A 19,881-nucleotide genomic window follows, 5' to 3' on the forward strand; every position below is an offset into this window, starting at 1 on the left:
TTCTTTACCAAATCCCAGGCAAAAAAAAGCCAGCCCATGGCTGGCTTTCAGCTTTCGGTTGCCAATCAGTTGGCTTCTGCAGCTGCCTCAACGTCGTGAGCGATAAGCGAGACGAGAGCATTTTGCTGGCGGTGGGAGAGCTGACGAAAACGCTGCAGCAGTTCGCGTTCGTGCAGTGACAGCTCGGGGCTGTCCAGGCGCATGCTCAGCTCGTCGCCCAGCGCACCTTCCTGAATCAGGCTTTGTTCCAGGCGTGCGATGATTTCGGAGTTCATGCTGCGGTGATGATTGCGAGCCACCTCGGCAATGCGTTCCCGCATTCCGTCTGGCAGACGTACGACGAACTTGTCAGCCGTACGGCTGGAATAAATTGCCTGTTTCAATGGGCGCATATATTTAACCGGTTAGTTCAGGGGAGCGGTTTTTGGAATTGGCCGCAAGATGCATGTTAGGACAAGGCTTGCTGCCAAATGTTCAACCTGAATTGCAAAGAGGCCGCATCATGCCTCAGATTTGCCAGTTCCTTGGCGTCAATTCTGTGACAAATATTGAACCGGCTACCGGCTTTATGCCAGTACTCATTTCAAAATTTGCGGACTGGTTGGAAAACTTTTCCACGGACGCACCCAAAAGGGTGTTGAGGCCGCAGGCCCTGGGCGCAAAAGGCTTTTCGGGCGCACATCCTATAGCAATATGGCCTTTTGCCCTTAACTTTAAGATTAGTGGCAAATTGCCAATTTACGAGGGCGGAGCGACATATGGTCAGTTGTTCGGACGGGTGAGCCTGAGGGTGGCTGCTATTTGCAAGAGGACGACGAGCGGAGGGATTCAGCGCAATACAGGGTCGAATTTGATGCGGCGACCAATGATGATTGCCAGTACCCACAGGCTGCCAAACACGCCGGCGGCCACGAATGAGACGGTCTGTACACCTTGCGACAATACGTTCAAGCCGAGGCCGGCTGCGGCCAGGGCCAGGGTTAGAAACAACCAGGCGGACTTGGTCATGGAATACTCCGGTAAGCGGTTCAGAAAACCCAGTGTTCAGTCGAAGGGGCGGCCTGAGTGCCCTGGGTCAGTTGCAGCGGTGATTGCATGTGCGGCTTCATGACTGCCAGCTGCGGGCGCTGCTGGAGGTGATGGGGAATCGCCTGGCTGACCTGCGCGGCATCATCAGCGGTTGTAGATTGAAAATGGAACATCACCAGCGCAGCCAGAGCAACGGTATTGAGGGCTAGTAGAATTGCGCTGTTCATGGGCATGTTCTCCGCAGATGGCTGGGCCGGACTGTATTTGTAGGATAAAGGATTGCAGGCGCCGTGCCAGTCTTTATTTGATAATAAATTCTTTAAAATCAAATAGTTATATATGTCCTATGTTGTCGTGATGTTGCAATTTGCAATGATGGCATTTTGGGGTAATGCATTTTGCACGACGGTTGCGAATTGCCCGCAATCATTGCCTGGAATGAGCCTTGGTGCTGCGGGCATAGGCCTACACTCAAAAAGCCCACGGACGACATGACAAAATTGACCTGCGCCGTTAACATGCACGCCGTCCGTCGCCGTGCTCTTGGCCGGCTGGCTGTCATTTGTCCCAGTAGCTCAATTGGATAGAGCATCCCCCTCCTAAGGGGAAGGTTGGCCGTTCGAACCGGCCCTGGGACACCACATAATCGTTCCTGCCCAAGCGGCCCGAACTTCAGAAAGCCCCGATCAGATTTATCTGGCGGGGCTTTTTTGTGCCTGGGCCCTGTGGTCTCCAGTCTTTTCAAACACCAACCGAACCTTGCCCGCGTTTGAGGTTCACACGGGAGGCAAGGGCGAGGCGGCGCAAGTATTCGTCGGCATCGTGTACCTCGCAGGTCACTGTCGAGCGTCTGACACGTAGCCAATTGGCATGAGCAAAATATTCCCCGGCAACCGCGTATTTTGGCTGTCCGGACCCGACGACCCGGGACTATCATTCCGATAGCCCTGAACCCCATTGCAAGGAGCCGCTCGGAACGCCGATGCGCCAGATCTGGAAACCTTTTCGAGCCCTTTATTTTGCTTCCCTGATGATGCTGATCGGCTCCGGCCTGCTCAGTACTTACCTGGCCTTGCGCCTGGCGGCAGATCACGTCGACAGCCTGTGGGTGGGTGCGTTGATGGCCGCCAACTATTTTGGCCTGGTATTGGGGGGCAAGATCGGTCACCGCCTGATTGGCCGCGTCGGGCATATCCGGGCCTACGCCACCTGTGCCGGGATCGTCGGTGCGGCGGTGTTGGGCCACGGGCTGATCAACTGGCTGCCAGCCTGGATTGTGCTGCGGATGATTGTCGGCTTGGGCATGATGTGCCAGTACATGGTCATCGAGAGCTGGCTTAACGAGCAGGCTGAAGCCAAGCAGCGCGGTGCGGTGTTCAGCGGCTATATGATTGCTTCGTACCTCGGCCTGGTGCTGGGCCAACTGATCCTTGTGATGCACCCTGAGTTGGGCCTTGAGTTGCTGATGCTGGTCGCGCTGTGTTTTGCGCTGTGCCTGGTGCCAGTGGCCATGACTCGCCGTATTCACCCGGCACCGCTGCATCCTGCGCCGATGGAACCGCGCTTCTTTATCAAGCGGGTGCCGCAATCCCTCAGTACGGTGTTGGGCGCCGGGCTGATCGTGGGTTCGTTCTACGGTTTGGCGCCGCTTTACGCGTCCCAGCAGGGGCTGACCACCGAGCAGGTCGGTCTGTTCATGGGTAGCTGTATTTTCGCCGGGCTGCTGGTGCAGTGGCCGTTGGGCTGGTTGTCCGATCGATATGACCGCGCGCTGTTGATTCGCTGCTTTGCCTTGTGCCTGGCGGTGGCCGCGTTGCCGTTGGCGATCATGACCCAGGTGCCGTTGGAAGTGCTGTTTGTTGCGGGCTTTCTCTGTTCCCTGGTGCAGTTCTGCCTGTACCCGCTGGCCGTGGCGTTTTCCAACGACCACGTCGAGGGCGATCGCCGGGTGTCGCTCACGGCGATGTTGCTGGTGACCTACGGTGTCGGTGCCAGTATCGGGCCGTTGTTGGCCGGTGTGGTGATGAAGCTGTTCGGCAGCCACATGCTGTATGCGTTTTTCAGCCTGTGTGCGTTGATCCTGGTTTGGCGCATTCGGCCCAAGGCAGTCACCAACCTGCATCAGGTGGACGATGCACCGCTGCATCACGTAGCGATGCCCGACAGCATGTCCAGCTCGCCGCTGGTGGCGTGCCTCGACCCGCGTGTGGATGAGCAGGTGGTGCAGGACCAGATGCAGACTGCCGTTCCAGACCCTGAGCCTGAAGTCGATCCTGAGGTGGAGGAGCCATCACCGGTTACCGAGCCCCCGGAGCATCCGGACCCGGATGATCACCCCCACGACCTGAGCAGGGCGCGTCCCTGAAAACAAAAACGGGCAGTTCCCTTGAGGAACTGCCCGCTTTTTTATCGCGACCTTTAGTGTTTAAAGATCATCGTCCTTGTCGAAGCGGCGCGCTTCACGCTGCAGTTGGTACACAAACCGCTCGACCTGACGCTGCACCAGCCCGCTCATGTTGTGAAAGCGTACGCCAGCGAAGGTGGTGTTGATCCTTTCTTCGAAGTGCAGGTAACGCAGTTCCACCGAGGTGGTCATGCTGCCAAAGGGCAGGGCGGCGATGAAGCGGTCGTAGACTTGGCCCAGTTGCAGGCGTTCGGAGATGTCCCCTTCGAACCGCAATTTGCAGCCAGTGGCGGAAATATCCAGCAACTTGCCGCTGATAGGGGCCTTGAGTTTGTCGCCACCCAGTTCCACGCCGACCAGTTGCGCCAGCTTCAGGGCGGCGCGGAAGGCATTGCGACGCTGATGGTAAATTACTTCGTCGGGCATGCTGCCGCGGTAAATGCGGTGGCCGCCAGCTTCGTCGGTGGTCAGGGTGCCGTTGCTTTCCCAGGCCACCCGCACGCCATCGTGAAAACCTTCGATACGGAAAGCTTCGCCATTCTCAAGGTAGCGTTCGCCGTCCCGCGGGATCATTTCGTCGAGGGCCAGCGTCTGGCTGTCCCGGTCGATTTCCACCAGGTAGCTTTGAAAGCGCTGGTTGCGTTCGTGGAAGGTGATGATCAGCGGATCATGGCTCTCTTGCAGCATCCGCAAGGTGCCAGCGATTTCCAGCGGCGTGGTGAGTACCTTGGGTGGCTGCGGAGCATCTTCCGCGTTAGGGGCGTTGAACACGGTTCTTCCATCTCCAGACAAAATACGACTACACGCAAGTGCTTTCATTTTGCCAGCATGTGACACGCCTTGGATAGGGCGCGCTTAAGCTGGTTTCAGGCTTGGCTGCGGGTGCTTGGCTTGGCCAGGCGTGAGGTAGAGCCTTGAGCGTTGTAGAGGGCCGGAGGCTCGCCGCCGTGGAGGATACGCAACTGATTGGCGGTGGTGGCTTGCTGAAGCTGGATAGCCTGGCCGTTGAGAATGTTGGTTTCCTGGCACAGGGTCAGCAACTGGTTGAGTTCTTTGCTTTGGGCCAGCAACTGGTCGCCCACCGTGGAGTGGCTGGCGAGTTGCTCCAGGCCCTTGTGGTCGGCCGAGAGGCCCAGGCTGAGGAGAATCTGGCTGCGCTTCTTGCCGTGCTGTTCCAGCAGGACGATCAGCGACTGCTTGCGCGCCAGGATTTCTTCCAGCATGCGCATGTCCCGGCCGAACAGGGCCAGGGACTCTTCCCGAAGTAGCTCCAGCAACTGCTGTGCAGGAGGCAGGTCTTCAATGATCAGTTGTAGCAAGTTTTCGTCGTGCATGGCTGGCCTTGGGGTTTAAGCGTCCAAAAGCCTGGCGCAGGCCTTTGCCTAGCGCTCGGCTTCGAAGTTAAGCAGCTTGCTGGCTACACGGTTGCTGTCGACCTTATAGCTGCCATCCGCAATCGCCTGCTTCAATTCGGCCACGCGGGCTTTGTTGACAACCGGTTGATCGCTCAGCGAGTCAGTGACCTTCTGCAACTGTTGAGCCTCATTGCTCAGGTGTACCGATTCCCCGCTTTGGCTGGCACCGGCCTGTTCTGTCTTGGCAGGCAGAGGCTGGGACTTGGCTTCAACGCTGTCTTTGGCACCGTTGGTGCGCGAAGATCCGGGCGTTGGCAGGGCGTTATTCAAACGACTGAAATCGATGACCATGTTAAAAAACCTCTGGGTATTTGGACGCTTGCCATGTTTTCGGCCATACCCGGACAAACTTTAGGCTCGATTGACAATAAACCTATACGCGATACCGCTTTGCGCACAGTGTAGGAAAAGCCGGCGTCCGATGCCAGTGATCTATAAAGCTACCTCAACTTGCCCCGGTGCCGTCACCCGGGCCTTGATCACGCGGTTGGAGTTGAGGTTCTTCACGCGAATCTGCTCACTCATACCGCCATTGGACAGGGCTTCCCCCGGCATTTTTACATTCAGGCCGCCGCTGCTGGCGGAGATCACCACCTGGTCACCTTTGCGCACCACTTCGGCCTGCTCAAGATGAACCAGGGTAATCACTTGGTCGGCAACCATTGGTCGGGTAAGTTTTTGCCCGAGCGCCTGGTCCAGGGACGTGAGGTAGCCCTGATTGATCTGGCTGATGTCCCGTTCGCGCATCGCAACGTCCTCATAACCAATGATTCCGGTGCGTTTCAGCGGGCGGGTCACCACCACGACGTCGCGAAATAATTTGACCTGGGCCGGTACAAACACCGTCCAGGGCGAGGCGCCTTCGCAGCGCACCTTCACGGTCACGCGCCCGATGGGTTGGGCGGGGCTCTCCAGGGAGGCTGTCAATTCCTTGTCGCACATGGGCATGCGCAGGCGCGGATCCAACTGGTTGACCTGGATTTCATAGCGGCCCGGTGTCTGCGTCGTCGCCAGATAATCTTCTACAGTGAACTCAAGAAAGCCTTGAGTGACGCCGATAAGTAGATCAGGCAAGGTGACGTTATCGGCGCGGGCCGGCTGGCCCATAGCCAAGGCAAGCAACGCCATCGAGGCGCAGAGCAATCTGCGGTACTGTGGGGATCGGGGGCGTCGGGAAACTGTCGTTTTGATGTCCATGGCCAATAAAAAAGCAAAGCTCGTGCCGTTTAGTGTTGGGTACGCGTCGTACCCCTAAGTTTTAGCGTAGGAGTCTGGGCATGGCCGGTGTAATGGATTCAGTAAACCAGCGCACACAGCTGGTGGGGCAGAATCGCCTGGAGTTGCTGCTGTTCCGTCTGGACGGCAAGCAGTTGTACGGGATTAACGTCTTCAAGGTTCGGGAAGTGCTGCAGTGTCCCAAGCTGACAATAATGCCCAAGTCCAGCCCGGTGGTTTGCGGTGTGGCCAACATTCGTGGCGCAACCATCCCGATTCTTGACCTGGCCATGGCCACCGGTTCGGCGGGGTTGCAGGACCGCGAGAGCCCGTTTGTGATCATCACCGAGTACAACACCAAGACCCAGGGTTTCCTGGTGCGCTCGGTGGAGCGCATCGTCAACATGAACTGGGAAGAGATCCATCCGCCGCCCAAGGGCACCGGTCGCGATCACTACCTCACGGCGGTGACGCGGGTCGACAACCAGTTGGTGGAAATCATCGACGTGGAGAAAATCCTCGCCGAAGTGGCTCCGACCTCGGAGGCGATTTCGGTCGGTGTGGTAGACGCGGAAACCGCGCACAAGGCGATCTCGCTGCGGGTGCTGACGGTGGATGACTCCTCGGTGGCGCGCAAACAGGTGTCCCGTTGCCTGCAGACGGTCGGCGTTGAAGTGGTGGCGCTCAATGACGGTCGCCAGGCCCTGGATTACCTGCGCAAGCTGGTGGACGAGGGCAAGAAGCCGGAAGAAGAATTCCTGATGATGATCTCCGACATCGAGATGCCGGAAATGGACGGCTACACCCTCACGGCCGAGATACGCAACGACCCACGCATGCAAAAATTACATATCATCCTGCATACTTCGTTGTCGGGTGTATTCAATCAGGCGATGGTCAAGAAGGTCGGTGCCGATGACTTCCTGGCCAAATTCCGCCCTGATGACCTGGCATCCCGGGTAGTCGACCGGATCAAGGCAGCAGATCACGGCTAGGGGCCTTTTCCCTGGCGGTCACACGATTTAAGAGGCGGTATCATTGTCTACGGGTAATTTGGATTTCGAACAGTTCCGGGTCTTCCTGGAAAAAGCCTGTGGCATATTGCTCGGTGAAAACAAGCAGTACCTGGTATCCAGCCGTCTCAACAAACTGATGGAGCAGCAGGGCATCAAGTCCCTCGGGGAGTTGGTGCAACGGATCCAGGGCCAGCCGCGCAGCGGGCTCAAGGAGATGGTGGTCGATGCCATGACCACCAACGAAACCTTGTGGTTTCGCGATACCTATCCGTTTGAAGTGCTCAAGAACAAGGTGCTGCCTGAGGCGATCAAGGCCGCACCGGGCCAGCGCCTGCGCATCTGGTCGGCCGCCTGTTCGTCGGGGCAGGAACCGTATTCGATCTCGATGTCCATCGATGAGTTCGAGCGGACCAACATGGGCCAGTTGAAGGCCGGGGCGCAAATTGTGGCCACGGACTTGTCCGGCACCATGCTCACCAACTGCAAGACCGGCGAGTACGACAGCCTGGCACTGGGGCGCGGGTTGTCCCCGGAGCGCTTGCAGCGGTTCTTCGATCCCAAAGGCGCGGGGCGTTGGGCGGTCAAGGCGCCGATCAAGAGCCGGGTCGAGTTTCGCTCGTTCAACCTGCTGGACAGCTACGCCAGCTTGGGCAAGTTCGACATGGTGTTCTGCCGCAATGTGTTGATCTACTTCTCGGCCGAGGTGAAGAAAGACATTCTGTTGCGCATCCACGGCACCCTCAAGCGCGGTGGTTATCTGTTCCTTGGCGCTTCCGAGGCGCTGAACGGTTTGCCGGATCATTACCAGATGGTGCAGTGCAGTCCTGGGATCATTTACCAGGCCAAGTGATGAATGCTTGAGCAAAAATGCTTGAACAAAAAAGGGAGGCCTGCACAGGCCTCCCTTTTTTTATGGCCGCAAAGCGGCAAACCCTCATTGCCGCTTTACTGGCGTTTCGCGGAAACCCTTTGCCGCTTTTCTGGCATTGCCGCCGGCAATTGCCCCGCAAGCCCTTGTAATACGGCCCTCAAAAGAATTGGCATGCCGATTGCTATAACCCTGTTACGAAAAGCAGGTCAGCCCCTAAAGGTTTCCGCCATGAGCATCAGCTTCGATAAAGCGCTCGGTATCCACGAACAAGCCCTGGGCTTCCGCGCCCAGCGTGCCGAAGTCCTGGCTAACAACATCGCCAACGCCGACACCCCGAACTACAAGGCTCGGGACCTGGACTTCTCTGCCGTGCTCGCCGCACAGCAAGACAAGACCAAGAACGGCACCTTCGCCTTGAACATGACCAACAGCCGTCATATCGAAGCGCAAGGCCTGGGCAATGGTGACGAGTCGCTGCTGTATCGCACGCCGATGCAACCGTCGATCGACCAGAACACCGTGGACGCTCAACTGGAGCAATCGGCCTACGCCGAGAACTCGGTGAACTTCCAGGCCAGCTTCACCCTGCTCAACAGCAAATTCAAAGGGCTGATGTCAGCCCTGCGTGGAGAATAAGCCATGTCCCTCGCCAGTGTTTTCAATATTGCCGGTAGTGGCATGAGCGCCCAGACCACGCGCCTCAACACCGTCGCCAGTAACATCGCCAACGCCGAGACCGTGTCTTCGAGCATTGACCAGACCTACCGTGCCCGGCACCCGGTGTTCGCCACCATGTTCCAGGGCGGCCAAGGCGGCCAGAGCGGTAGCGGCGATTCGCTGTTCCAGAACCAGGATGCCGCAGGCCAGGGCGTGCAGGTGCTTGGTGTAGTCGAAGACCAAAGCAACCTCGAAGCCCGCTACGAACCGAACCACCCTGCCGCGAACGAAAAAGGGTACGTGTACTACCCCAACGTCAACGTGGTCGAGGAAATGGCAGACATGATTTCCGCCAGCCGCTCGTTCCAGACCAACGCGGAAATGATGAACACCGCCAAAACCATGATGCAGAAGGTCCTGACCCTGGGTCAGTGATAAGGGGCGCCAAATAATGGCCATTGTTGATACCAGTTCGACGAACACGGCGGTCCAGGACCTTTTCAACTCCAAGGTCAAGACTGCGACAGATAACAGCAGCGTCGGCGACGCAGCCAAGTCGGCGACGGGTAACCAGTCGTTGGGCAAGGACGCGTTCCTGCAACTGCTGGTCACCCAACTGAAAAACCAGAACCCGCTGTCGCCCCAGGACAACGGCGCGTTCGTGGCACAGCTGGCACAGTTCAGCAGCCTGGAAGGCATCAACACCCTGAACGACTCGGTGAATGCGATTTCCAGCAACTTCAGCTCCTCGCAGGCACTGCAGGCTTCGTCGCTGGTGGGTCGCTCGGTGATCACCCAGACCGACAAGTCCATGGTCGACACCAGCAAGAGCATGACCGGCTCCGTGGCAGTGACGGCGGCGACGGGCAACGTCTCGGTCAAGATTACCGACAAGGACGGCAACGTCGTTCGCACCCTCGACATGGGTGCCCAGAGCGCCGGCAATTCCAGCTTTGTCTGGGACGGCAAGAACGATGCGGGCGAGACGGCGCCAGCCGGCACCTACACCTTCAATGCCACCACCAAGAATGACAAGGGCGACTCGGTTGCCTTGCTCACCTCGCTGCCGGCAACGGTGACCAGTGTGACCCTGAGCCAGACCGGCGGCGAAATGCTGCTCAACCTGGCGGGCGGCATGGGCAGCATCAAGCTGTCGCAAATTCAGACTATCGGTACATAGAGCCGGCTAGATACGGCAAAAGGAGAGAACAATGTCTTTTAATATCGGCCTTAGCGGCCTCTATGCGGCCAACAAACAACTGGACGTGACCGGTAACAACATTGCCAACGTCGCGACCACCGGCTTCAAGTCGTCCCGTGCCGAATTCTCGGATATCTACGCGGCGTCCAAGCTGGGCACCGGCCAGAACAGCATCGGCAACGGTGTGAACCTGGCAGCCGTGTCCCAGCAGTTCACCCAGGGTGACGTCAACAACAGTGGCGGCACGCTGGACATGGCGATCCAGGGCGGCGGCTTCTTCGTGCAGAAGGGCAGCGACGGTTCGCTGGAGTACACCCGTAACGGTGCCTTCCGTGCCGACAAGGACGGCTACATCACCAACAACACCGGCACCTCGCGCCTGCAAGGCTACGCGGCGGACGCCGATGGCAACATCCAGAAGGGCGGCTTGACCGACCTTCAGCTCAACCTGTCGTACCTGCCGCCGAAGGCTTCGAGCAAGGTGGACTCCACCAGTAACCTGAACTCGTCCTCGCCGGTGATCGACCAGACCAAGACCCCGTTTGATCCGACCAAGTCGGAGACCTTCACCACTCAATACTCCACCACGCTCTACGATACGCAGGGCAACGCGCATCCGATGGTGCAGTACCTGGTGAAGACGGACTCCAACACCTGGAAGTCCTACACCCTGATCGATGGGCGCAACCCTGACGGTTCGCCGATCAGTGGCACCGGTACCGACGTGAAGGCGCCTGTTGCCTCGACGCTGTCGTTTGACACCGCCGGCAAGCTCTCGGGCATCATCACCCCGCCAGCCACCGCTTCGAACACCACCCTGACCATTTCCGACTGGAAGCCGGGTGGCCTGGTCAATGGTGTCTGGACGTCTAACGGCGCGGCCGCCAACACGGACGGCGTGGCCGTCAACATGGCGAACATCACCCAGTTCAACTCGGCTACCTACCGCAACCCGCCAACCACCGACGGTTACGCCACCGGTCAAATTACCGGGCTGAAAATCGACGGCAGCGGCGTACTGTTCGCTACTTTCAGCAACCAGCAGAGCAAGGCCATCGGCCAGATTTCCTTGGCCAGCTTCAACAACGAGCAGGGCCTGCAGCCAGCCGGCGGCACCACCTGGAAAGAAACCTTCGCGTCGGGCCAGCCGGGTTTTGATACCCCGCAAGTCGGTACCCTGGGTTCGATCGTGGCCAACTCCCTGGAGAACTCCAACGTCAACCTGACCAACGAGCTGGTGGACCTGATCAAGGCCCAGAGCAACTATCAGGCGAACGCCAAGACCATCTCCACCCAGAGCACCATCATGCAGACCATCATCCAGATGACCTGATGCTGTCGCTTTAAGCCGCAACACTGGAAAAGCCCCTCGGTCGAGGGGCTTTTTTTTGCCTGCCGATTGTCCCGGGCTGTCATGGGATGACATGGTTTTGGCGGAACGGCCTACGCCTGTTTTTCCACCCACGAAGCCTAGAAGGCTGAGGTCAACGGGTGGAGAGCAGGCAATGGCGAGTGTGTCGGTTTCAGGTGGTGTCATCGGGGGCGTGAGTTTTTCAGGTCGGGGTATTGCGACGCCAGATCGGTCGGACGATGAAGAAAACAAGGGTGTCTCTAACGAGGAAACGGTCAAAAAGCTGCTCACAGCGTTGGATGACGCCGAGAAAACTTCCAAGGGCCAGCTCGCGCAAGATCTGCGAGACAAGCTCAACGAAGTGCGCGGGGAGATCGGTGACGAGAAATTCAGGGAAATTCTCAACAAGCTGATTGAAGAGGCTTCCGGGCAGTGGCTTGAGTTTCTCAAACAACTGCTGAAGCTGTTGTTTCCGGACTCGGACGACACACCGCCATCCCCATCCCCAGCTCCTGCTCCTGCCCCTGCCCCATCGCCAGGGGGTGGTGGCGGAGGCGGCGGGGGCGGGGGCGGGGCTAACAGAAATGATTTTGGCCCCAGCGACCCCATGAGCAACAAGCCGCTGACCGAAGGTTCAAAGCATTTCAACTACAAGCCCGACAACAGCAATCCTGGAAAGCCACCGGACAATATCTGGAGTGGCTTCCGCCAGGGCTCCGATGGCAACTGCGTCACCGTTTCAGCGATAAAGGGGGCGATGATGCGGTACGGTCAGAAACCCACGGACGTTTTCAAGGACGTGAAAGAGACGGCCGATGGCTATCGCGTGAAAATGCGGGACGACTTCGAGCTTGATTTGTCCAAGGACGAACTCAAGCAGGCCGCCGCGTATGCACAGTTTAAAGGCGATGATCCGGAGATGCTGACCGATGCAAACTTCATGTTTGCCGCGAGTGCCAAGCGTGCGCAGATTGAAGGAAATGGTCTGGACGACAGGCCGGGTGAAGCGCAGAGAAGCTTTGCCCATGCGATGCAGAGCTTGAACAACGGCGAAATGCCCCACGAGGGGCTGGATCGCCTTGGGTTGAAGGGGCTCTACAGAAACTCCTCAAGCAGTGAGCTGGCGAGCGGCACGCTGGGTGTCGTGGCCTATGATCGTCATTCAATGGCGGTGATTGGTGGGCAAGTCGAGCTGTGGGGCCGGCGGGGCGGCTCGCCTAAGCAGGGTATTGCGTACGCGTTCCTCTAAGGGCGTTAAAACGAAAAAACCCGATAAACCCTATGCAGTCGGGGTTTATCGGGTTTTTCAATCCCGGGCGTTCAAGCCCGGGACCGGCTCAGCTTATTGGCAAGCTTCGCAATCCGGCTCGTCGATCGCGCAGGCTTTTGGCACTGGCGCTGGACCGGCAGGTGCCGCGAGAACCGAATCATCACCATGGTTGCCGCCGCTGGAAACAGCGTTCAGCTTGCCGGTGTTGATGGTCGACTTCTCGGTGCTGGTGGCGGCCAGGGCACGGAGGTAGTAAGTGGTTTTCAGGCCACGGTACCAAGCCATGCGGTAGGTCACGTCCAGCTTCTTGCCCGATGCGCCGGCAATGTACAGGTTCAGCGACTGAGCCTGGTCGATCCACTTCTGACGACGGCTGGCGGCGTCGACGATCCACTTGGTGTCCACTTCGAAGGCAGTCGCGTAGAGCTCTTTGAGTTCTTGCGGGATGCGCTCGATCTGCTGCACCGAACCGTCGTAGTACTTCAGGTCGTTGATCATGACCGAATCCCACAGGCCGCGGGCTTTCAGGTCGCGAACCAGGTACGGGTTGATCACGGTGAATTCGCCCGACAGGTTCGATTTCACATACAGGTTCTGGTAGGTCGGTTCGATCGACTGCGACACGCCAGTGATGTTGGCGATGGTGGCGGTCGGTGCGATGGCCATGATGTTGGAGTTACGAATGCCTTTCTGCACACGGGCACGTACCGGTGCCCAGTCCAGGGATTCGTTCAGGTCAACGTCGATGTACTTCTGGCCACGCTGCTCGATCAGGATCTGTTGCGAATCCAGCGGCAGGATGCCTTTGGACCACAGCGAACCCTGGAACGTCTCGTAGGCGCCGCGCTCGTCGGCCAGGTCGCAGGAAGCCTGGATCGCGTAGTAGCTGACCGCTTCCATGGACTTGTCGGCGAACTCGACCGCAGCGTCCGAACCGTAAGGAATGTGCTGCAGGTACAGCGCATCCTGGAAGCCCATGATGCCCAAGCCGACCGGGCGGTGCTTGAAGTTGGAGTTCTGCGCCTGTGGTACCGAGTAGTAGTTGATGTCGATAACGTTATCGAGCATGCGAACGGCGGTGTTCACGGTGCGTTCCAGCTTGGCGGTGTCCAGCTTGCCGTTGACGATGTGGTTCGGCAGGTTGATCGAGCCCAGGTTGCAAACGGCGATCTCGTCCTTGTTGGTGTTCAAGGTGATCTCGGTGCACAGGTTCGAGCTGTGGACCACGCCCACGTGCTGCTGCGGGCTGCGCAGGTTGCACGGGTCTTTGAAGGTCAGCCATGGGTGGCCGGTTTCAAACAGCATGGACAGCATTTTGCGCCACAGGTCTTTGGCCTGGATGGTCTTGAACAGCTTGATCTTGCCCGGGTACTGGGACAGGGCTTCGTAGTACTCGTAACGCTCTTCGAAGGCCTTGCCGGTCAGGTCGTGCAGGTCTGGCACTTCGGATGGCGAGAACAGGGTCCACGGGCCGTCATCGAAGACACGCTTCATGAACAGGTCAGGGATCCAGTTGGCGGTGTTCATGTCGTGGGTACGACGACGATCATCACCGGTGTTCTTGCGCAGTTCGATGAACTCTTCGATGTCCATGTGCCAGGTTTCCAGGTAGGCACACACAGCGCCTTTGCGCTTGCCACCCTGGTTCACGGCTACAGCGGTGTCGTTCACCACTTTCAGGAACGGTACAACGCCTTGGGACTTGCCGTTGGTACCTTTGATGTACGAACCCAGTGCACGCACCGGCGTCCAGTCGTTACCCAGGCCGCCAGCGAATTTGGACAACATGGCGTTGTCGTGGATCGCGTGGTAGATGCCCGACAGGTCATCCGGCACGGTGGTCAGGTAGCAGCTGGACAGCTGTGGACGCAGGGTGCCGGCGTTGAACAGGGTTGGGGTCGACGACATGTAGTCGAAGGACGACAACAGGTTGTAGAACTCGATGGCGCGGTCTTCTTTGTGCTTCTCTTCGATCGCCAGGCCCATGGCCACGCGCATGAAGAACACTTGCGGCAGTTCGAAGCGGATCCCGTCCTTGTGGATGAAGTAACGGTCGTACAGGGTTTGCAGGCCCAGGTAGGTGAACTGCTGGTCGCGCTCGTGGTTGATTGCCTTGCCGAGTTTTTCCAGGTCGAAGGTGGCCAGGACCGGGTTCAGCAATTCGAATTCGATACCCTTGGCGATGTAGGCAGGCAAGGCCTTGGCGTACAGGTCGACCATCTCGTGGTGCGTGGCGCTGTCGGCGACGCCGAGGAAGCCCAGGCCTTCGGCACGCAGGGTGTCCATCAGCAGGCGCGCGGTCACGAACGAGTAGTTCGGCTCACGTTCAACCAGGGTACGGGCGGTCATGACCAGGGCGGTGTTGACGTCGGTCAGGGCCACGCCGTCGTACAGGTTCTTCAGGGTTTCGCGCTGGATCAGGTCACCATCGACTTCTTCCAGGCCTTCGCAGGCCTCGGTGATGATGGTGTTCAGGCGGCCCAGGTCCAGCGGTGCAAACGTACCGTCAGCCAGGGTGATGCGGATCGACGGGTGAGCTTGTACGGCAGCTTCTTCGGCCGGGGAGCGTACGGCACGTTCCTTGGCGCGGGAGTCACGGTAGATCACGTAGTCGCGGGCAACTTTCTGCTCGCCGGCACGCATCAGGGCCAGTTCGACCTGGTCCTGGATTTCTTCGATGTGGATGGTGCCGCCCGATGGCATGCGACGCTTGAACGTTGCGCTGACCTGTTCGGTCAGGCGCGCAACGGTGTCGTGGATGCGCGACGAGGCAGCAGCGGTGCCGCCTTCAACTGCAAGAAACGCTTTGGTGATCGCGACGGTGATTTTGTCATCGGTGTAAGGAACGACAGTGCCGTTACGCTTGATCACACGCAGTTGGCCGGGTGCGGTGGCGGACAGATCCAGGTTCGAATCAGCGGCCTGCGGCACGGAGCCCTGCGGGTTCTCGCGAGTTGTGTCGGTTTGCATGGGGGGTTGTCTCCACATTCTATATTTATTTGGGCACCATCACGGTGCCCACCGTTCCGTCCTGAAGCACTTACAACAGGCCTGGGCCTGGCATAACAACTTCGGGACAGGAGGAAGGGAGCTGTTCGCGCCGCTTCCATGCCGAAGTCTTCGGTACAAGCTTGGAGCTCTTTACCGTATTCCTGGTGGGTGACAGTTTCGTACTGCAACACCCGTACCGTTTTTGCCTGATCGGGGCTAAAAACGGCTGCCATCCGCGTGCGCGGTTTGGTCTTCTGAAAAAGGCTTAAGTTCAACCAAACAGGAGCAAGAAAGAGCTTGAGTTTCTTGTCTGATTTGTGTTTGGTCTTTTCGCTGAAAACCCTACATGTAGGGTTTTTTTGGCGACGACCTACAAGATAATGCGTTTTGGGGGGTATGGCAACGCACTACCTGTGGATAACGCTGTGGGTAAAATGTGTATGAAACGTGGAACAGGCGTGTAGGCCGCAGTACTGCTGCATCGCGCCGTTTGTCACCGAATATTCCGAGGTAAAAACATCCGGTTGGATTTTTGCGGGCGCGAACCCTATCACAAAAAAACACCATCTCCGAACGCATTTGCGCGCTTGTACTAGAGGGCTGGCCCGTTGCTACAATCGGCTGCTATTCATGCAGTTTATGCCTCGCCTACATGACAACTGTAGGAGCGGGCTTGCCCGCGAAGGACGCCAACGATAACGCTGAAAACCTGAATAAACGCGGCGCCCTTGAGTTTTTCGCGGGCAAGCCCGCTCCTACAATAATGAGAACCGAGGTAACGCATGGAGCATGAAGCCTGGCAGGTATTGATTGTCGAGGACGACGAGCGACTGGCCGAGTTGACCCGTGACTATTTGGAGAGCAACGGCCTGCGCGTCTCGGTGGAGGGCAACGGCGCCCTGGCGGCGGCGCGGATCATCGCCGAACAGCCGGACCTGGTGATCCTCGACCTGATGTTGCCCGGCGAAGACGGCCTGAGCATCTGCCGCAAGGTGCGCGAGGACTACGACGGGGTGATCCTGATGCTGACCGCACGCACCGACGACATGGACCAGGTGCTGGGCCTGGACATGGGCGCCGACGACTACGTGTGCAAACCCGTACGCCCACGCTTGCTGCTGGCGCGCATTCAAGCGCTGCTGCGGCGCAGTGAAAGCGTCGAACCGGCCATCCCCGAAAAACAGCGCCGCCTGCAATTCGGCCCGCTGGTGGTGGACAACGCCCTGCGTGAAGCCTGGCTGCACGACGGCGGCATCGAGCTGACCAGCGCCGAATTCGACCTGTTGTGGCTGCTGGTGGCGAATGCCGGGCGGATCCTCTCCCGGGAAGAAATCTTCACCGCCTTGCGCGGTATTGGCTACGACGGCCAGGACCGCTCCATCGACGTACGCATCTCGCGGATTCGCCCGAAAATCGGCGACGACCCGATCCACCCACGGCTGATCAAGACCATTCGCAGCAAAGGCTACCTGTTCGTCCCCGAAGCTGCCGCTGACCTTACGCCGTGAACTCGATCTTCCTGCGTATCTACGGCGGCATGTGCGCGGCGCTGATTCTGGTGGCGTTGCTCGGTGTGCTGGCCCTGCACCTGCTCAATGAAGTGCGCAGCGGCCAGTACCGAGAGCGCCTGGCCCATGGCACCTTCGCGTTGATGGGCGACAACCTGCAACCCATGAGCGCCATCGAGCGCCGCCGTGCCCTGGCGGTATGGGAACGCTTGCTGGGCATCCCGCTGGAATTGCAGACCGTGGCCGAGGCGCATCTGGACCTGAGCCAGCGCACCCGCCTGCAACGCGGCCAGGTGTTGGTGGAGCAAACCGGCCCCCACGCGGCCAGGGTGCTGCGACTGGTGAGTGATCAGGAGCAACTGCTGCTCACCGGTGAAGTGCAGCAAATCAGCGAACAACTGGCCCGCGCGACCATTTACCTGCTGGCCGATGAACTGGTGCGTTTTCCGGTGGCCGAGCAACCGCAAAAACTCGCCGACCTGAAAGAGGCCAAGGGCTTTGGATTCGAGATGCACCTGGTGATGCTCGACCAGGCTGACATGGACGAAGACCAGCGCCGCCGTGTGTCCGAGGGCGACACAGTGATGGCCCTGGGCAAGGGCGGTGATTCGATCCGGGTGTTTGCCGGCATGGTCGGCACGCCGTGGGTTTTGGAAATCGGCCCGCTGTACCAGATGAMCCCGTACCCGCCGCAGTGGTTGATCCTGATCGCGCTGATCAGCCTGACCCTGATCGGCTTGATCGTCTATTTATTGGTGCGCCAACTGGAGCGGCGCTTGAGTGGCCTGGAAGCTGCCGCCACGCGCATCGCCAAGGGCAGCCTCGAAGTACGGGTGCCGGCCCGGGGCGCCGATTCGGTAGGGCGCCTGGCGGCAGCGTTTAATGGCATGGCCGAACACCTGCAACGCCTGCTGGCGATCCAGCGCGAACTGGTGCGCGCGGTATCCCACGAATTGCGCACCCCGGTGGCACGCCTGCGGTTCGGCCTGGAGATGATTGGTGACGCGGCCACGCCTGAGGCGCGGCGCAAGTACATGGAAGGCATGGACAGCGACATCCAGGACCTCGATGGCCTGGTGGACGAAATGCTGACTTATGCGCGACTAGAGCAGGGTTCGCCGGCGCTGAATTTCCAGCGGGTCGACCTTAGCGCGTTGCTCGATCAGGTGATTGATGAGCTGTCGCCGCTGCGCCCGGAAATCAACGTGGCGCGGGGCATCTGCCTGTCTTCTGCCCATTGGGATGATGCGTGGGTCGAGGCCGAGCCGCGTTACCTGCATCGAGCCCTGCAAAACCTGGTGAGCAATGCCATGCGCCACGCCCAGGGGCAGGTGCTGATCAGTTACCAAGTGGGCCAGGTGCGTTGCCGCATCGACGTGGAAGACGACGGCCCGGGCGTGCCGGAAAGTGCCTGGGAGCGGATCTTCACCCCGTTCCTGCGCCTGGACGACAGCCGTACTCGCGCGTCGGGCGGGCACGGGTTGGGGTTATCGATTGTGCGGCGGATCATCTATTGGCACGGCGGCCGGGCGTTGATCAGCAAGAGTAACAACCTGGGCGGCGCGTGCTTCAGCCTGAGTTGGCCACGGGACCAAGAGAAACCCTGATTCATTGTGGTGAGGGGGCTTGTCCTGTGGTGAGGGGGCTTGTCCCCCGCTGGAGTGCGAAGCGCTCCCGCTTTTTTGGGGCCGCTGCGCAGCCCAACGGGGGACAAGCCCCCTCACCACAGAGATCAATCAGGCCTGGACGGCCACCAGGCTCAACAACTGCCCGCCATCCACCGCAAACTGCGCCTCCAGCTCCTTGCCATGGCACCATTCTGCCGACAGGTCCGTCAGCAACCGCAGCCGCGCATGGCCGGTATCCGACCATTCCAGCAACTCGGCATGCTCAAAATAAAAGCGCTTCTGCACGATCGGGTAGAGCGCCTTGAACAGGCTCTCTTTCGCCGAAAACGTCAGCGTCACCAACTGCGCGATCTGCTCCCGCGGCCCGGCAGCCATGCGCTGCAATTCATCCGGTGTCAGGATTTCCCCCGCCAGGCGTTCCGCGCGCTCCAGTGTCAGCAGGTTCTCCAGGTCCATCCCCAGCCCGCGCCACTGTGTCTTGTGGGCGACGATGGCCGCCGCATGGCCGGTGCTGTGAGTGATCGAACCGCTGATATGCGCGGGCCAGACCGGCGCGCGGTCCTCGCCAATTGCCGGTACGCAATCCAGCCCATCCAGCTGTTGCAAGGCCGCGCGGGCACACAGGCGACCGGCCAGAAACTCCGCCTGGCGCTTGGCAACCGAACGCTGGATGCTCGCGGGCGGCGGCACGGCGCTGCGCTGGAAGTCGCCGATGGCCAGCAGGGCCGGGTCAAAACGGGTGCTCAGCAAGACCGTCCCGGGCAAGGCGACGGGCAGCGGCCAATGGGCATCAAGTGGAGTGCAGCAGGCGGGTAGGGAATTCATGCCGGGTATTTTGCCGAGTTGGAGGGCCGCTGGATAGCCTGCGGTAGGGGTTACGTAAGTAACTCTTTACACAGTAGCCGGCCTCGGTTCAGCCCAGGTTCAGAGAGTGTTCAGGGGGAGTTCAGCGGGGGCTGCGTAGTCTGGCCCCGTACTCAAAGCCAAAGCGTGTGAGGTAGACCATGACTGCGATCAAGAAGCTGATGTTGGCGTTAACCATGCTCAGCGCCACCGCTGGCGTCCAGGCCTCTGATGCGAGCTTCGCGGGCTTCTCCAAAGAGAAGAGCAAAAAGCCCTACAGCCTTCTTCAGCGGGTGAGCTTCGAGGATGCCGGTGAACAAGCCGCGCCCTGGGGCCAGTCCCTGGGCCAGCACACCCCGCAGTCGGACTATCGCGTAGGCAATGAAAACCTGTCAGGTCACTTCAACGGCAGTAAACTGCGCCAGCAAGACCTGCAGGGCCGCTATGATATACCCCAGTTGGAAAGTTGATTTGCCTTGGAG

Annotated in this window: 20 protein-coding genes and 1 tRNA gene; 12 read left to right on the plus strand and 9 right to left on the minus strand. The window is 59.3% G+C overall.

Annotation, left to right across the window (positions count from 1 at the left end; translation table 11 throughout):
- Positions 1 to 65: 65 nt before the first annotated feature.
- The 3 genes from AU074_RS12795 to AU074_RS12805 all read right to left on the minus strand — a co-directional run bounded on the left by AU074_RS12795 (position 66) and on the right by AU074_RS12805 (position 1,256).
- Positions 66 to 392, minus strand: coding sequence for an Arc family DNA-binding protein (locus AU074_RS12795; protein WP_003175643.1), 327 nt, complete (start codon positions 390 to 392; stop codon positions 66 to 68).
- Between the two features lie 436 nt (positions 393 to 828).
- A complete protein-coding gene (locus AU074_RS12800; RefSeq protein ID WP_076015028.1) occupies positions 829 to 1,008 on the minus strand; it encodes a PA3371 family protein in 180 nt (59 codons plus the stop codon).
- Between the two features lie 20 nt (positions 1,009 to 1,028).
- Complete coding sequence (locus tag AU074_RS12805) at positions 1,029 to 1,256, minus strand: hypothetical protein (RefSeq protein WP_076015029.1); 228 nt, start codon at positions 1,254 to 1,256, stop codon at positions 1,029 to 1,031.
- Positions 1,257 to 1,593: 337 nt separating this feature from the next.
- On the opposite strand from AU074_RS12805, the gene AU074_RS12815 reads away from it, so the two are divergent.
- Together AU074_RS12815 and AU074_RS12820 are read left to right on the plus strand one after the other, a co-directional pair.
- Positions 1,594 to 1,670 (plus strand) — tRNA-Arg (locus tag AU074_RS12815).
- A gap of 341 nt (positions 1,671 to 2,011) precedes the next feature.
- On the plus strand, positions 2,012 to 3,394 hold the full coding sequence (locus AU074_RS12820; protein ID WP_076015031.1) for an MFS transporter: 1,383 nt from the start codon (positions 2,012 to 2,014) through the stop codon (positions 3,392 to 3,394).
- A 60-nt stretch (positions 3,395 to 3,454) separates the two neighbouring features.
- Here AU074_RS12820 and AU074_RS12825 read toward each other — a convergent pair whose 3' ends face one another.
- The 4 genes from AU074_RS12825 to flgA form a co-directional block, all read right to left on the minus strand.
- Positions 3,455 to 4,204: a flagellar brake protein gene (locus AU074_RS12825; RefSeq protein WP_076015032.1), complete on the minus strand. Its 750-nt coding sequence runs from the start codon at positions 4,202 to 4,204 to the stop codon at positions 3,455 to 3,457.
- A gap of 95 nt (positions 4,205 to 4,299) precedes the next feature.
- A complete protein-coding gene (gene flgN / locus AU074_RS12830; RefSeq protein ID WP_076015033.1) occupies positions 4,300 to 4,767 on the minus strand; it encodes a flagellar protein FlgN in 468 nt (155 codons plus the stop codon).
- A gap of 48 nt (positions 4,768 to 4,815) precedes the next feature.
- Entirely contained in the window at positions 4,816 to 5,139 is a 324-nt protein-coding gene (gene flgM, locus AU074_RS12835; RefSeq protein ID WP_003214254.1) for a flagellar biosynthesis anti-sigma factor FlgM, read from the minus strand.
- A 141-nt stretch (positions 5,140 to 5,280) separates the two neighbouring features.
- A complete protein-coding gene (gene flgA, locus AU074_RS12840; protein WP_076015034.1) occupies positions 5,281 to 6,045 on the minus strand; it encodes a flagellar basal body P-ring formation chaperone FlgA in 765 nt (254 codons plus the stop codon).
- Between the two features lie 80 nt (positions 6,046 to 6,125).
- Here flgA and AU074_RS12845 point away from each other — a divergent pair, with 80 nt between their 5' ends.
- The 7 genes from AU074_RS12845 (at position 6,126) to AU074_RS12875 (ending at position 12,408) form a co-directional block, all read left to right on the plus strand.
- Positions 6,126 to 7,058: a chemotaxis protein CheV gene (locus AU074_RS12845; protein WP_003214250.1), complete on the plus strand. Its 933-nt coding sequence runs from the start codon at positions 6,126 to 6,128 to the stop codon at positions 7,056 to 7,058.
- Between the two features lie 43 nt (positions 7,059 to 7,101).
- Complete coding sequence (cheR, locus tag AU074_RS12850; protein ID WP_010165768.1) at positions 7,102 to 7,929, plus strand: protein-glutamate O-methyltransferase CheR; 828 nt, start codon at positions 7,102 to 7,104, stop codon at positions 7,927 to 7,929.
- Between the two features lie 249 nt (positions 7,930 to 8,178).
- Positions 8,179 to 8,586 (plus strand): flagellar basal body rod protein FlgB, encoded by a 408-nt coding sequence (flgB, locus tag AU074_RS12855; protein WP_003214246.1) that lies wholly within the window; start codon positions 8,179 to 8,181, stop codon positions 8,584 to 8,586.
- A 3-nt stretch (positions 8,587 to 8,589) separates the two neighbouring features.
- Positions 8,590 to 9,042 (plus strand): flagellar basal body rod protein FlgC, encoded by a 453-nt coding sequence (gene flgC / locus AU074_RS12860; protein WP_003214244.1) that lies wholly within the window; start codon positions 8,590 to 8,592, stop codon positions 9,040 to 9,042.
- A gap of 16 nt (positions 9,043 to 9,058) precedes the next feature.
- Positions 9,059 to 9,787 carry a flagellar hook assembly protein FlgD gene (gene flgD, locus AU074_RS12865; protein WP_076015035.1) on the plus strand — a complete coding sequence of 243 codons (729 nt, stop codon included), beginning with the start codon at positions 9,059 to 9,061 and terminating at the stop codon, positions 9,785 to 9,787.
- Positions 9,788 to 9,818: 31 nt separating this feature from the next.
- Positions 9,819 to 11,141: a flagellar hook protein FlgE gene (gene flgE, locus AU074_RS12870; RefSeq protein WP_076015036.1), complete on the plus strand. Its 1,323-nt coding sequence runs from the start codon at positions 9,819 to 9,821 to the stop codon at positions 11,139 to 11,141.
- Between the two features lie 172 nt (positions 11,142 to 11,313).
- Positions 11,314 to 12,408 (plus strand): hypothetical protein, encoded by a 1,095-nt coding sequence (locus tag AU074_RS12875; RefSeq protein ID WP_083676677.1) that lies wholly within the window; start codon positions 11,314 to 11,316, stop codon positions 12,406 to 12,408.
- A 93-nt stretch (positions 12,409 to 12,501) separates the two neighbouring features.
- Here AU074_RS12875 and AU074_RS12880 read toward each other — a convergent pair whose 3' ends face one another.
- Complete coding sequence (locus AU074_RS12880) at positions 12,502 to 15,399, minus strand: ribonucleoside-diphosphate reductase subunit alpha (RefSeq protein WP_076015037.1); 2,898 nt, start codon at positions 15,397 to 15,399, stop codon at positions 12,502 to 12,504.
- 803 nt (positions 15,400 to 16,202) lie between these two features.
- Between AU074_RS12880 and AU074_RS12885 the strand changes: the two genes are divergently transcribed.
- The gene (locus AU074_RS12885; protein ID WP_076015038.1) at positions 16,203 to 16,928 is read left to right on the plus strand and encodes a response regulator; all 726 of its coding nucleotides are present in this window, start codon (positions 16,203 to 16,205) and stop codon (positions 16,926 to 16,928) included.
- Positions 16,925 to 18,535, plus strand: coding sequence for an ATP-binding protein (locus AU074_RS12890; RefSeq protein ID WP_076015039.1), 1,611 nt, complete (start codon positions 16,925 to 16,927; stop codon positions 18,533 to 18,535). The genes AU074_RS12885 and AU074_RS12890 overlap by 4 nt, the downstream gene beginning before the upstream one ends.
- A gap of 129 nt (positions 18,536 to 18,664) precedes the next feature.
- On the opposite strand, the gene AU074_RS12895 is transcribed toward AU074_RS12890, so the two are convergent.
- A complete protein-coding gene (locus AU074_RS12895; protein WP_076015040.1) occupies positions 18,665 to 19,381 on the minus strand; it encodes a 4'-phosphopantetheinyl transferase in 717 nt (238 codons plus the stop codon).
- Positions 19,382 to 19,560: 179 nt separating this feature from the next.
- On the opposite strand from AU074_RS12895, the gene AU074_RS12900 reads away from it, so the two are divergent.
- Positions 19,561 to 19,869, plus strand: a complete 309-nt coding sequence (locus AU074_RS12900) for a hypothetical protein (RefSeq protein ID WP_017475848.1) — start codon at positions 19,561 to 19,563, stop codon at positions 19,867 to 19,869.
- The last annotated feature ends 12 nt before the right edge of the window (positions 19,870 to 19,881 follow it).

The sequence above is a fragment of the Pseudomonas sp. ATCC PTA-122608 genome (assembly GCF_001952855.1).
Lineage (GTDB): Bacteria > Pseudomonadota > Gammaproteobacteria > Pseudomonadales > Pseudomonadaceae > Aquipseudomonas.